The 13610-nt window shown below is 50.1% G+C and carries 11 protein-coding genes; 7 read left to right on the top strand and 4 right to left on the bottom strand.

Annotated features, from left to right (window positions below; translation table 11 throughout):
- The first annotated feature begins 302 nt into the window (after positions 1–302).
- The 3 genes from lepA (at position 303) to AC5JLP_RS34755 (ending at position 4779) form a co-directional block, all read left to right on the top strand.
- A complete protein-coding gene (lepA, locus tag AC5JLP_RS34765; RefSeq protein WP_496072457.1) occupies positions 303–2111 on the top strand; it encodes a translation elongation factor 4 in 1809 nt (602 codons plus the stop codon).
- A 134-nt stretch (positions 2112–2245) separates the two neighbouring features.
- Entirely contained in the window at positions 2246–3238 is a 993-nt protein-coding gene (locus AC5JLP_RS34760) for a UDP-glucuronic acid decarboxylase family protein (RefSeq protein WP_496072456.1), read from the top strand.
- Positions 3239–3363: 125 nt separating this feature from the next.
- Positions 3364–4779: a UDP-glucose dehydrogenase family protein gene (locus AC5JLP_RS34755; RefSeq protein WP_496072455.1), complete on the top strand. Its 1416-nt coding sequence runs from the start codon at positions 3364–3366 to the stop codon at positions 4777–4779.
- A gap of 76 nt (positions 4780–4855) precedes the next feature.
- Here the strand turns inward: AC5JLP_RS34755 and AC5JLP_RS34750 are convergent, their stop codons facing one another.
- From AC5JLP_RS34750 to AC5JLP_RS34735, 4 genes are all read right to left on the bottom strand, one after another.
- The gene (locus tag AC5JLP_RS34750) at positions 4856–5263 is read right to left on the bottom strand and encodes an ExbD/TolR family protein (RefSeq protein WP_496072454.1); all 408 of its coding nucleotides are present in this window, start codon (positions 5261–5263) and stop codon (positions 4856–4858) included.
- Positions 5250–5906: a MotA/TolQ/ExbB proton channel family protein gene (locus tag AC5JLP_RS34745; protein WP_496072453.1), complete on the bottom strand. Its 657-nt coding sequence runs from the start codon at positions 5904–5906 to the stop codon at positions 5250–5252. The genes AC5JLP_RS34750 and AC5JLP_RS34745 overlap by 14 nt, the downstream gene beginning before the upstream one ends.
- A 215-nt stretch (positions 5907–6121) precedes the next feature.
- Positions 6122–7456 (bottom strand): TIGR03279 family radical SAM protein, encoded by a 1335-nt coding sequence (locus AC5JLP_RS34740; protein ID WP_496072452.1) that lies wholly within the window; start codon positions 7454–7456, stop codon positions 6122–6124.
- Between the two features lie 107 nt (positions 7457–7563).
- Positions 7564–8511: an undecaprenyl-diphosphate phosphatase gene (locus tag AC5JLP_RS34735; protein WP_496072451.1), complete on the bottom strand. Its 948-nt coding sequence runs from the start codon at positions 8509–8511 to the stop codon at positions 7564–7566.
- Positions 8512–8918: 407 nt separating this feature from the next.
- On the opposite strand from AC5JLP_RS34735, the gene AC5JLP_RS34730 reads away from it, so the two are divergent.
- The 4 genes from AC5JLP_RS34730 to nadB all read left to right on the top strand — a co-directional run bounded on the left by AC5JLP_RS34730 (position 8919) and on the right by nadB (position 13505).
- Positions 8919–9674: a DUF3120 domain-containing protein gene (locus tag AC5JLP_RS34730; RefSeq protein ID WP_496072450.1), complete on the top strand. Its 756-nt coding sequence runs from the start codon at positions 8919–8921 to the stop codon at positions 9672–9674.
- 119 nt (positions 9675–9793) lie between these two features.
- Complete coding sequence (locus AC5JLP_RS34725; RefSeq protein WP_496072449.1) at positions 9794–10828, top strand: adenylate/guanylate cyclase domain-containing protein; 1035 nt, start codon at positions 9794–9796, stop codon at positions 10826–10828.
- 236 nt (positions 10829–11064) lie between these two features.
- Complete coding sequence (psbU, locus tag AC5JLP_RS34720) at positions 11065–11511, top strand: photosystem II complex extrinsic protein PsbU (protein ID WP_496072448.1); 447 nt, start codon at positions 11065–11067, stop codon at positions 11509–11511.
- Between the two features lie 242 nt (positions 11512–11753).
- The gene (gene nadB, locus AC5JLP_RS34715) at positions 11754–13505 is read left to right on the top strand and encodes an L-aspartate oxidase (protein WP_496072447.1); all 1752 of its coding nucleotides are present in this window, start codon (positions 11754–11756) and stop codon (positions 13503–13505) included.
- Positions 13506–13610: the final 105 nt, after the last annotated feature.

Genomic DNA, 13610 nt, shown 5'->3' with positions numbered 1-13610 from the left:
TGCTTAAAAGTCAGCATGTATCAATCTATGGCACGAAACCTCATGACTTCTTCATAGATTTTACATACCTCTTTCTGAGAGTACATCAGAACATTCAACAGGGCAGCGTGATCGGGTGCAACGCTGGCTGCTCAGAAAGCATTACAATACGTGAAGTAGAGACACTCTTACCATGTGCGATAACTGACATGTGTTACCACTGACCAGAAGTTTGGCACTCTAAGTCTGAAGCATGAAAGGCGATCGCCAACCTCTACACACCCTAACGTCCCTCTCCATTACTTATTACTACTTAAAAGTGCATGACTGACGCACCCGTCTCTCATATCCGTAATTTTTCAATCATTGCCCATATTGACCACGGCAAATCGACCCTGGCTGATCGCCTGCTGCAAGACACAGGCACCGTTCAAGCGCGGGAGATGAAGGAACAGTTTCTAGACAATATGGAACTGGAGCGGGAGCGTGGCATTACGATCAAGCTACAGGCTGCCCGCATGAACTATACCGCGCGTGATGGGCAGCAGTATGTCCTGAATTTAATTGACACACCAGGACACGTAGATTTTTCTTATGAAGTATCGCGATCGCTAGCGGCCTGCGAAGGTGCTTTGCTTGTAGTGGATGCATCTCAAGGCGTGGAAGCTCAAACGCTCGCCAATGTTTATCTTGCGCTAGAGCATAATCTAGAAATCATTCCGGTCTTGAATAAGATCGATCTCCCTGGCGCTGAACCCGATCGAGTCAAGCAAGAAATTGAGGATATCATCGGGCTGGATTGCGCCAATGCGATCGAAGCCTCCGCCAAAGAGGGTATTGGCATTGAGGACATTCTGGAAGCGATCGTCCATCAGGTGCCGCCACCCCAGGACACGGTGCAAGAACCACTCCGAGCGCTGATTTTTGACAGCTACTATGATCCCTATCGCGGTGTCATTGTTTACTTCCGGGTCATGGATGGGGCGTTGAAAAAGGGCGATCGGGTGCGGCTGATGGTTTCTGGTAAGGAATATCAAGTAGATGAGATCGGCGTGCTCTCACCGACTCAAGTGCCCGTTGAGCAACTTCATGCAGGCGAAGTGGGTTATCTGGCCGCCGCGATTAAAGCCGTTGAAGATGCTCGTGTTGGCGACACGATTACCCTCGCCACAGCCCCTGCCAAAGAGCCGTTACCAGGATACGTTGAAGCCAAGCCAATGGTGTTCTGCGGCATGTTTCCGATCGATGCCGACCAGTTTGAGAATCTGCGCGAAGCTTTAGAAAAACTTAAACTCAGCGATGCGGCTCTCCACTACGAGCCAGAAACCTCAAGCGCGATGGGGTTTGGCTTCCGCTGCGGCTTCCTGGGTCTGCTGCATATGGAGATTGTCCAGGAACGGTTAGAGCGAGAATACAACCTGGACTTGATTACCACATCGCCGTCGGTGGTATATCGCGTGACCACGATTAAGGGGGAGGTGTTGGAAATTGACAATCCCAGCCGTTTGCCCGACCCGCAGTTCCGGGAGAAGATCGAAGAGCCATATGTCCAGGTAGACATGATTACCCCAGAAACCTATGTTGGTACCTTGATGGAGCTAAGCCAGGGGCGACGAGGCATCTTCAAAGACATGAAGTACCTCACACCGGGACGAACCACCCTGATTTACGAGCTACCCTTGGCTGAAGTGGCGACTGACTTTTTTGACCAAATGAAGTCTCGGTCGCGCGGCTATGCCAGCATGGAGTACCAGATCATTGACTATCGAGAAAATCCTCTGGTCAAGCTGGACATTATGATTAATGGTGATCCGGTCGATCCACTTGCCACGATCGTTCATCGTGACAAAGCGTATGGGGTCGGTCGTGCACTGACCGAAAAGTTGAAGGAACTCATCCCCCGTCATCAGTTTAAAATTCCCATCCAGGCTGCGATCGGCAGTAAAATTGTTGCCAGCGAGCATATTCCCGCTCTCCGCAAGGACGTGCTTGCCAAGTGCTACGGTGGCGATATTTCGCGTAAGAAAAAATTGCTTCAAAAGCAAGCGAAGGGTAAGAAGCGGATGAAGTCGATCGGAACGGTTGATGTACCTCAAGAAGCCTTCATGGCCGTTCTGCGCCTGGAACAGTAAAGCAAAGTCGGGGCAATCCTGCTTTGAAGATTTCGTGAATTCTTGCGAGTTATGACTGTATTTATGCGGATTTGCCCGTTAATCTTGGGAGAAAGAATTAACTTGCAAACACCCTATTCCTTTGTTAAGTACCCATGAGAATTCTGGTAACGGGCGGCTCAGGCTTCATTGGTTCTCATTTGATCGATCGCCTCATGTTAGAGGGTCACGAAGTCATCTGTCTGGATAACTTCTACACCGGGCATAAGCGGAATCTGCTGAAGTGGTTTGACCATCCCTATTTTGAGCTGATTCGCCACGATGTAACAGAGCCAATTCGGCTAGAAGTCGATCAAATCTATCACCTTGCCTGCCCAGCCTCACCTGTCCATTACCAGTACAATCCCGTCAAGACTATTAAAACTAATGTCATCGGCACTTTAAACATGCTGGGGTTGGCAAAGCGCGTTAAAGCCCGCTTCTTGCTTGCGTCTACCTCTGAAGTCTATGGCGATCCTGAAATTCATCCCCAAACAGAAGACTACCGAGGTAACGTCAACACGATCGGCATTCGGAGCTGTTACGACGAAGGCAAACGCGTTGCTGAAACACTCGCCTTTGATTACTACCGCCAAAACGAGGTTGATATTCGCGTAGCGAGAATTTTCAACACCTACGGCCCCAGAATGCTGGAAAATGATGGTCGCGTTGTCAGCAATTTTGTCGTGCAAGCCCTGAAAGGGATTCCCCTCACCATTTATGGTGACGGTTCACAAACTCGCAGCTTTTGCTATGTTTCCGATCTGGTAGAAGGGCTAATACGACTTATGAACGGTGATCACCAGGGGCCTATAAACATAGGCAACCCGGACGAATACACCATTCTACAGCTCGCCCAGGCGGTGCAGCAAAAGATTAATCCGGCGTCTGCCATCCGCTTTGAGCCTTTGCCTCAAGACGATCCGCGTCGGCGCAAACCAGATATTACCAGAGCTAAAGAATGGCTTGGCTGGCAACCGACTGTGCCGCTACAGCAGGGACTTGACTATACGATCGCCGATTTTCGTGCACGCATGAGTGATCCAGAGTCAGCGTCTAGCAGCGATGCCAGCGAGACGGTTTCGCTCGATCACGCCACTTCACTTTAGAGTGCCAGTTGCGGCATTGTGCCTTTTAGCACCAGGAACGATTAGAACGCTAGTGTCGTCGCCGCTAACCATCGTTGTTCCTATTAATTTTCTGACTATCGCTAGTACTTCTTGAGGATTCTTCCATGCGCGTTTGTGTCATTGGTACCGGATACGTTGGCCTGGTTACTGGAGCTTGCCTTGCCCATGTGGGGCATCACGTGATTTGCGTAGACAACAACGAAGAGAAAGTCAAGCTGATGCAGACTGGGCAGTCCCCCATTTTTGAACCCGGCCTGTCAGACATCATTAAAGCAGCCATTCAATCAGAAAAAATTGAGTTCACGACCGATTTGGCCGCTGGAGTCGCACATGGGCAAATTTTGTTTATTGCAGTAGGTACGCCTGCGTTACCGAATGGAGAAAGCGATACCCGCTATGTCGAAGCAGTGGCGCGGGGCATTGGCTCTCACCTTGGTAGCGATCACAAGGTCATCGTCAACAAGTCAACGGTTCCGATCGGGTCAGGTGACTGGGTTCGCATGCTCATTATGGAAGGGTTTGCGGAACAGCGAGCAACCCTTAATGCAGCCGTACTGGCGGGAACTGGGGCAACGGAAAATTTAGTCACGAGAAAAGCTTCGCTGCCAGAGCCTGAGTTTGATGTGGTCAGCAACCCTGAGTTTTTGCGAGAAGGGTGCGCGGTTGACGATACCTTTAACCCCGATCGCATTGTCTTGGGCAGCAACAGTGCCAAAGCGATCGCGCTGATGCAAGAACTCTACGAACCCATTGTCAACCGTCAATATGCAATGGATAAGACGCTACCGCCTGTGCCTGTTGTGGTGACTGACCTTAGCTCAGCAGAAATGATCAAGTACGCAGCGAATGCCTTTCTGGCGACCAAAATTAGCTTCATCAACGAAGTTGCCAATATCTGCGATCGTGTAGGTGCCGACGTGGTTGAAGTCGCAAAGGGCATTGGTTTAGACTCTCGCGTGGGCAACAAGTTTCTTCAGGCTGGCATCGGTTGGGGCGGTTCGTGTTTTCCTAAAGACGTTTCTGCGCTGATTCATACAGCCGATGACTACGGTTATGAGGCCCAGTTACTCAAAGCAGCCGTTAACGTCAACCAGCATCAACGCATCATTGCGATCGAAAAACTTCAGCAGGTGCTCAAAATCCTCAAAGGTAAAACAGTCGGTCTGCTGGGTCTCACCTTCAAACCGGATACAGATGACCTGCGGGATGCCCCTGCCCTGAACATTATCGAACAACTCGCCCGGTTGGGTACCAAGGTAAAGGCATACGACCCTATCGTTTCTCAGACCGGCATGCGACATGGTTTGTCCGACGTCATCGTCGAGACCGATCCAGAGCGGCTAGCAGATGGCTGTGATGCACTGGTACTCGTAACCGACTGGAAACAGTTTCGCCAGCTTGACTACACCAAAATGGCAACGCTCATGCATAGCCCTGTTATGATTGATGGCCGCAACTTCCTCGATCGCAAGCAACTGGAGCAGGCTGGTTTCCGCTATGTAGGTGTTGGGAGAGGGTAAGGTAGAGTTTTGAGTCAAGAGTTTTGAGTTTTGAGTAGCTGTGCCAAAACTCAAAACTTAACACTCATAACTTTATCTACTGCGTTGGGCGCTGAGCGGCGATCGCCAGCTTCACGCCCGGAATCAAGCGCAACTGATCCATCACGGCAATCACCTTTCCGTGGCTCACCCGTTCATCTGCGTTGATTACAACAAGCGCACTGGGTGTATTGCCCTTGATAGCACGAATTCTAGTTTGCAAATCACCTAATTGAGCGGGTTGGCGGTTAAGTAAAAGTTGTCCGCTCTGATTAATAGTGACCACAATTTGGCTCTGGGATTGAGTCTGAGCTGTCACGGCTTTAGGTAGGTTAACAGGCAGCCCAGCCGATCGCGTGAGATAAAGCGTGGACATAATAAAAAACGTCAGCAGTGCAAAGATCACATCGATCATCGGCACGATGTTGATCTGTGATGGATTGTCTGGTTCCTCAGGGAGACGCATAGGGAAGTTCTCCTCGTTCATAGCGGCGGCGATAGAGTAGCTCCATCTGACCACCATATTCTTGAATCAAGGCAATTTGCCGTAAATAAAGCCCTCGAAAGGTATTGGCAAAGGTGAGTGTGACGATCGCCACTGCTAACCCTGACGCAGTTGAAATCAACGCTTCACTGATGCCAGCGCTTACAGGAACCGCATTGCTGGCGCTCACGTCCCCGATTCTAAGAGACGCAAACGAGCGAATCAGTCCCAAAATCGTGCCAAGCAGCCCCAGCAAAGGCGACAGGCTGATGATCGTCTCAAAAACAGTATTGAACCGTTTAATCAACGGTAGCTCTGCTTGAGCCGCTGTTTCTAAAGCGAGACGAAACTCTTCAGGATTGGGGCGATCGAGTCCCAAGGCGGCCAAAAAAATGCGGGCGATCGGCAGATCAAGATTCTGCTCTAGCTGTAACAGCACCGCTCTAGGACTCTGCTGATAAAGGTCTAATATTTTGCGGACGAATTTATCCTGACGCTGGGCGATGCGTAACCAAAAACGCAGCCGTTCCAGAATCAATGCCACTGCCAGAATTGAAAAGCCCAGCAGCGGAAACATGACGATGCCACCCGCTGCAAAGACGTTAGAAATTTGCTGAAATATCATGCTGCACGTTGACGTTACGTCCGAAAAAGCACGATCAGACAGAGAGGGCGATCGCAAACCTCCCACAGCTTATCAGGTGACGTTAAATCGGAAACACAATTTGAGGGATTGGTCAGGACAGATCAAGGCAGGAGGCAGAGGATAAAAGGCTAAAGAAATTCAAACCTTAACTCTCAAGGCTTTTACTTTATCCTTCATTCCTCATCCTTTATACTTCATCCCTTTCGTCCCACTGTTTCTACGAGATGCTCAACATCCCCGATGACTAGAATTGGGGTTTGCAACTGATGGCTCAGGTCTGCCACGGTCATGTCGTCGAGAAAACAGGTGTCGTTATGCTTCAGCATCAGAGACGGTAGCAGAATCGCATCGCCGAGTTCTCGCTCTTTAAGCGCATGAAGAATATCCTGCCCAGTCAACAGCCCTGTCACCGTCATAGCTTGCCCCCAATATTGGCTAGCAAGAGCAACCATACTCACCTTTAAACCCTCTACAGCATTCAAGCGCCTGAGAATCGGCTGAAAAGCTAGCTCAACCGCATTGCCGACGATCCAGGTAAAATGTCGCGGATGGGGTAGCTGGTGAGGCAGCGATCGTGCCGCTGTTTGAAACTGTTTAAGAAACTGGCGAATGGAGCCAACCCCATTACCAATCTGTGGATAGTCTTCGTAGTGCGATTCGGGCGGCAGATCTTCATGGGCCAGCAGAAACCATTCGTCGGCCAGCCACGCAAAGGTAGAGCCAGATTGTTGGCGGAATTTGGCTTGCAGTGTTTGCACTTGCTCAATCACTTCCTGCGCTTTCTCGCAGCTAACGGGAATTAACTCATCCCCGCTAGGACGAAAGCGCGTTAGGCCAACAGGCACAACGGCAACAGAGGCAACCGCAGGCACCTCATTCTGATGAAATTGAAACAGATCGAGGAGTGTACGAGTGAGATGATCACCATCATTGATCCCAGGGCATAAGACAACTTGAGCGTGAATCTGTAGCCGTCGCTCTTGAAACCACCGTAATTGGTCAAGCAATTGCCCAGCTCGTGGGTTTTTGAGCAACCGACTGCGAACCTCTAGTTCCGTGGCGTGAACTGACACAAATAGGGGTGATAGACGCATCTGCTCAATGCGATCCCACTCGCGCTGAGTGAGGTTCGTTAAAGTTAAATAGCTGCCATACAGAAAGCTGAGGCGGTAGTCGTCATCTTTTAGATAAAGGGTTTGCCGCATTCCCGGTGGCTGCTGGTCAATGAAGCAAAAGGGGCAGCGGTTGTTGCACTGAATTAACCCATCAAACAACGCGCTCTCAAATTCTAGCCCTAAATCGTCGTCGTAGTCCTTCTCGATTTCAACGTGATGTGCTTTTCCAGCAGTGTCTAATACTTCTAGTGCCAGACCTTCATCGGCGCAAAGAAACTGGTAGTCAATCAGGTCGCGAGGACGCTGACCGTTAATCGATACCAGTCGATCGCCCGCCTCAAAGCCAATTTCTGCCGCGATCGAGTCCGGTAGAACAGCCGTAATCAAAGCTGGACGAATGGCAGCGTCACTCATGAAAGGAAGAACTTAGGATGAGAGGCAGAGATGGAACTGAATTCTCTATCCCCTGTTCTTCCAATCTACACCGTTCTCCTTTACGTTTGGGGATTCTCTTTTTAGGACTAACTGTTGTGGAAGGCACCACCAGCGAGTGCTGCTAACAACACGACTCCAAGCGCAAGGCGGTACCAAACAAAGACCCAGGTGCTCTGACGCTGAAGGAATCGTAGCAACCATGCGATCGATAGATACGAAAAAACAAACGACGAGAGGATACCAACTAGCAAAGGAATCAGCATCTGACTGTTGCTTAGCGAATCTTTGGCTTGCACCAATGTTGCGATCGTCAGCGTTGGAATACCCAGCAAAAAAGAGAATCTGGCTGCTGTTTGTCGCTCTAAACCTAGGAAGAGCGCTGTCGTTAAAGTGGAGCCAGACCGAGAGGCTCCAGGCAGTAACGCTATCGTTTGACCAATACCGACCAAAATGCCGTCTTTGGTTTGAAGATCACTGAAGTTACGCTTGCGGCTGCCGACCTTCTCAGCTAGTCCCAGCAGAAGAGACATCACGATCGACATAATGGCAATGATCAACACTCCATCTGGCAGCAAATTTAGTTTCTTCAGCACAAAGCCCACGCCAAGAGCTGGGATGGTGCCAACAGCAATTCCCGTCAGAATTTTCCACTCTTCCCGCTGCCAGTCTTGCTGCTGTAAAGCGGCCCAAGCACCCGTCAAAATCTGACGGATATCAGTCCAGAAATACCAGACAACAGCAATTACACTGCCGAACTGAATGGCATCCACAAACGCTTTCTGCCCCGTCGCTTCCCAACCAAACAATCTCGTAAAGATGAGTAGATGAGCCGTACTACTAATTGGTAGAAACTCTGTAACACCCTGCACAATGCCTAGAGCAAAAGACTCAAGCGCCGCTTCAATGACGCTTACCTCAGAGGCCGCAGTGCCTGTTTGGGTTGCAGTCGCTACAAGACTGTGCTGGATACTCTCTAAACCGCACCAGCCTACACCAAGTAGCGAAAGATCAAGATTTAACGCTAACCAAACCATCTACATCTTCCCTACAACGATCGCGGCACAGCGCTCAAAGCCCTGGCTATGTCGCGCTTATCTTCCAAGCCACATAGTGCCACGAGGACAAAATGACAGTTGAATGAAACCCGTTGGCTAACCATTTGCTAGATGCTCTGTGCATTGGTGAAGTCTCTGCCCTGGAGATGCCAAAAGGCAATAGAACAGCATCCTGGCGTACCGAAAAGCAACATCACAACAGTGTAGTTGATTGCCTTGAAGAATATACACCGAGAGCTTAACCAAAGAGCAAGAAGTTGAGAACAGTTCCAGCAAAACTTCAGCGGAAATTTAAGGTAGTATATGTCCATATCCCACCTGGGGGTATATGCGAGAGTGTGCTATGTTAAGTAAAGTAAACTAAATTAAGAAATATAAGCGACACTTTGGTTTCCTTTACCTCTCGCACTGATGCTGGCTATTTGCCCCCTTCAGTCATCTACCCAAGCAACACATACTCTGAGCCAGACGAAGCGCCTCTAGCAATTTCAGCGAAGCCATCTGAAAATCAGCAGCGTTGGCTTATGTTTGTAGCTGCGATCGTTCTAGTTTCAGTACCAGTCTTTGTACAAGCTCCATTGGTGCGGCTCTTTCCCGTTGGTAGCTTCATTTTGACAGCGGCTTGGTTGGTGTTGGGGTTAAGTCTGATGACCCGTCCTGCCAGTCATCACTGGGGTGATCTATTTATTGGCTTTACCTGGACGTGGCTTGCGGGGTCAATGTATTGGGGTTGGTTGCGGTGGGAGCCGTTGTTGCATCTCCCAGTGGAAGCGATTGGATTGCCCTTTGCGATCTGGGGCGTTTCCCGTAATTCAGGCAAGATTGGTAATTTCTTTTACTTCGGGTCACTGTTTGGAACGGTCTTGACCGATGTCTACTTTTATCTGGTTGACCTGATTCCCTATTGGCGACAGTTGATGCAGGTAGAAGTTGATGCTGTACAACCAATTTTTCAGAGTGCGATCGCTCAAATTCAGACGCCGTGGGGTGTTGGCTGGGCGCTTACGCTTGCACTGCTCCTCCTTATGGTCAGTCTTGTGCCGCTCTTTTCAAGACAGCTTCATTGGTGGGCATTTAGTGGCGCAGTGTTGAGTACAATTTTGGTAGATAGTTTGTTTTGGTTAGCGGCGATCGCTGCCTGAATAAAGCGCTATAAATTATTTGCTGCGTCGCATTCTCTCAACCAGACTTCTTAGAAAAGCTTGGCTCAAAACTTTTTTGAACGAATTTTCGTGGGAAGACTACACTGGCATAGTGAGATATGTCAGGATGCATCATAGGAAAGGATTATTTTTCTCAGCCTGTGGTGACTTTACAACCCACTCCCCATCTCGTTCTTCGCACTGACTCTGGTAGTCGGCGGTTGCCGCTTGCGGGTAGTAACTGCTGGACGATCGGGCGCAGCGAAGACAATAATTTTGTTCTGCCCGATCGCTGGATCTCTCGTAACCATGCCATGTTGCAATGTATGGAGACGGGGGAGTTTTATTTAATCGATTTAGGTAGCCGCAACGGTTCATTTGTGAATGGTCGTCGGGTAAGCATTCCGGTCACGCTGCACAATGGCGATCGGTTAACATTTGGTCAAACCGACCTCGACTTTTACTGCCCAACGCTCAATCCACCGGCTGATTCCTCGGCTGGTTCGGATTCCAAAGAGTTTACAGCGACGGCAACCCTGCACGTCCGGCGTTTAATTTCAGTGCTAGTGGTCGATATTCGTGACTTTACCGTACTCACGCGCCAGTTGGATGAAAAGGTGCTGTCGGAAGTCATTGGTACCTGGTTTCGCCATGCGGGTGACATTATTCGCGAGTACGGAAGCTGGGTGGATAAATACATTGGCGATGCTGTGATGGCGATTTGGATTCATGGCCCGCAAGGAGTTAATAACGATGAGATGCTGCGCATTTTCCGTGCCCTGAATGCTTTACACACGATGACCAGCGATTTGTATAACCTGTATCCACTGCCGTTCCCGCTGCGGATTGGGGCTGGCATCAACACCGGCTACGCGATGGTCGGTAACACTGGCAGCGGCGATCGACCGGATTACACCGCTTTGGGTGATACCGTCAATGCTGCATTTCGCCTAGAAACGTCTACTAAGCAAATTGGGTTGGATATTGCTGTTGGCGAAACGACGTATCAACATCTCGTGAATATGGAGATTACGTCGATCGACTTATTCAGAAACTATACGGTTCATCTCAAGGGCTATGACATGCCGACGGTGGCTCACGCCTGCTCCTTCCCAGATTTGGAAACGTTCTTGCAGATGAAGAGTAGAGAGTAGTTTATCTGCAAGAACGTCAACGTCTGGTCATATTTAGAGGCAGCATCACAATTGAGGCCTCTTTGTCTTAAGAACCGTCGCCCAAACACCTTAAACCCAGGCGCTCAGGCGTAAAGATTTGTATCTGGAATCTCTCTGTAGACAAGCCATAGTGAATGATGATGACCAGAAAATGATAGGCTCTGAAGAAATGCTGTGTATGGTTTTCCATGCAACAGGAAGGGAGGAATAGATTCATGAAACGGTTGGTTCGTGTGTTGATAGTTCTTTGCATGATGGTTGGCTGTATGAGCTGGCTAGGAATGCCGCAGAAGGCTACGGCAGCCAGTTTGGGTGGTTTTGGATACTCGCTGTCCCGTCCGATCATGCCAACGCTGCTGGCTGCTGAAGCGATTCGTGACGCGGTAGGCGAAAAGCTCAGCTCGGAATACGGTAAGAAGCTAGATCTGAACAACACCAACGTGCGGGCATTCAGGCAGTATCCAGGGCTATATCCCACTCTGGCAGGGCTGATTGTTAAAAATGCGCCCTATGAAAGCGTTGATGATGTTTTGAATATTGCCGGATTGACGGCAGCTCAGAAAGACGTGCTAGAGTCCAACCTGGATCATTTCACGGCTACAGATGTTGAAGAAGCATTGGTGGAAGGAGCTGATCGGATTAACAACGGAATTTACCGCTAATCTGTCTGTTCTGACGACGTTCACCCTATGCTGGTGACGAAATTGCTCAATGACTGGTTTACAGTCGGCGAGCAATTTCTGTCTTTACCCTCTACTTCAGGCGTTAGCCCTTATAAGACTTACGCAGACCTCGAAGGTCTGAACCAGGAGTCAAGCACATCACTACCGTTGTCGCTTAAACCTCCGAGGTTTTGGTCAAAATACATAGGCCCTATTCATCTAGACTTAAGAGCCAAAAATTAGTGGCAGCTTTGCAATCGTCCGTTTTGCGATCGCCTCCCGTTTCAGAGATACCCTCTCAGTTTGATGTTCTCATTGTGGGGGCGGGGGCGGCTGGGCTTTACACAGCGCTCTGTCTACCCAGCAACTATCGCATTGGGTTGCTGACGAAAGACACTCTTTCGCTCTCTGCCAGCGATTGGGCGCAAGGTGGTATTGCAGCGGTGATAGACCCGGCTGACTCGTCATCACTGCACCTAGCCGATACGTTGCAGGCGGGTGCAGGCTTGTGTGACTATGATGCAGTCAAGTTTCTTGTAGAACAGGCACCGCAGTGTATTCAAACACTGGTTGAGATGGGGGTAGCCTTCGATCGACACAATGGCGAGTTAGCGTTAACGTTAGAAGCGGCTCATTCCCGACGACGAGTGTTACATGCTGCTGATACCACAGGGCGTGAAGTGGTTAGTACGCTGACAGCACATGTATTGCGCCGTCAGAATATCCATGTGCTTGCTCAGGCGTTGACACTGAATGTTTGGCTTGATGAAGCCAAACAGCGCTGTCAGGGTATTTGCGTCCTCTATCAAGGCCACGTCATCTGGCTAAGAGCGGCGGCGATCATTTTAGCTACGGGCGGGGGGGGGCAGGTCTTCGCCCAAACGACTAATCCTGCCCTGAGCACGGGCGATGGGGTTGCGATCGCCCATCGCGCAGGAGCCGTTTTGCGCGACCTGGAGTTTGTGCAGTTTCACCCAACTGCCTTGACCCAACCTGGAGCACCCCGGTTTTTGATCAGTGAAGCCGTGCGGGGGGAAGGCGCTCATTTAGTAGATGACCAGGGTCGGCGCTTTGCCTTTGATTACCATCCTGCTGGAGAATTGGCTCCCAGAGATGTGGTAAGCCGTGCCATCTTTAGTTACTTACAAACGACGCATGCTGATCCGGCGACGGCTCACGTCTGGTTAGATCTACGAGCGATCGCACCCGCAACGATACAACACCGCTTCCCCAACATCATTCAGGTATGCCAACGGTGGGGTATTGATGTGCTGCGAGAGCCAATTCCCGTTGCGCCTGCGGCCCACTACTGGATGGGTGGGGTGGCGACAGACTTGTCCAACCAGACATCTATTTCGGGCCTATATGCAGTTGGGGAAACGGCCAGTACAGGTGTGCATGGGGCCAATCGACTGGCGAGCAATTCACTGTTGGAATGTCTGGTCTTTGGGGCGCAGTTTGCAACGTTAGACTTGGGAGAGGCAGGAGGCAGGAGGCAGGAGACAGAAGGGCAAGCAACCATAACAGACGATCTTGCTACTGCTCACGTCGCGCTGTCTCAAGCTGACTTTGAAGAGCTTAGTACCTTACGCCAGCAACTACCTCGCTTAGTATGGCAAAGTGCAGGCATCTGTCGAGATGGCACTGTCATGTCGGCGGCGATCGCGCAAATTCAACTCTGGCAAGAGAAATTTAATCAGCTTGCCATTAGTCGATCGCTGCAACATCTCAAACCGGAGCAAACTGTAGAAGTGAATGCGATCGAAGTTGACGAGCGACTCAGGGTTTGGGCAGAAACTCGTAATTTGCTTGATGTAGGGTGGCTAATCCTGAAGAGCGCCCAGTTTCGGACTGAGAGTCGAGGCGGACACTATCGAGTTGATTACCCTGAAACACATCCTGTCTGGGAGGCGCATACCCTTTGCCAGGATAAGCTCAGTGCTCAAAATGATACTCATTGGAGCAAAGCCCCTGTAATGCGTCAGCAAGCATAGGAGCGTTATCCTTCAGTCATCTTTAATTGCGACCCTTTACTCAACGCTTTCACATCGCATTTGAAAAAAGAAGCACCACTTAGAAGGATGTAGCAACCATTGCAG

The organism is Stenomitos rutilans (genome assembly GCF_059505485.1).
The sequence above is the reverse complement of the archived record's forward strand: the minus strand, read 5'-3'. Positions and strand labels throughout refer to the sequence as shown.

Coding starts and splice junctions, on each gene's coding strand:
- AC5JLP_RS34750 (WP_496072454.1), bottom strand. CDS start 5,263: ATGCGTCTCCCTGAGGAACCAGACAATCCATCACAGATCAACATCGTG.
- AC5JLP_RS34755 (WP_496072455.1), top strand. CDS start 3,364: ATGCGCGTTTGTGTCATTGGTACCGGATACGTTGGCCTGGTTACTGGA.
- AC5JLP_RS34745 (WP_496072453.1), bottom strand. CDS start 5,906: ATGATATTTCAGCAAATTTCTAACGTCTTTGCAGCGGGTGGCATCGTC.
- lepA (WP_496072457.1), top strand. CDS start 303: ATGACTGACGCACCCGTCTCTCATATCCGTAATTTTTCAATCATTGCC.
- AC5JLP_RS34725 (WP_496072449.1), top strand. CDS start 9,794: ATGTCAGGATGCATCATAGGAAAGGATTATTTTTCTCAGCCTGTGGTG.
- AC5JLP_RS34740 (WP_496072452.1), bottom strand. CDS start 7,456: ATGAGTGACGCTGCCATTCGTCCAGCTTTGATTACGGCTGTTCTACCG.
- AC5JLP_RS34760 (WP_496072456.1), top strand. CDS start 2,246: ATGAGAATTCTGGTAACGGGCGGCTCAGGCTTCATTGGTTCTCATTTG.
- psbU (WP_496072448.1), top strand. CDS start 11,065: ATGAAACGGTTGGTTCGTGTGTTGATAGTTCTTTGCATGATGGTTGGC.
- AC5JLP_RS34735 (WP_496072451.1), bottom strand. CDS start 8,511: ATGGTTTGGTTAGCGTTAAATCTTGATCTTTCGCTACTTGGTGTAGGC.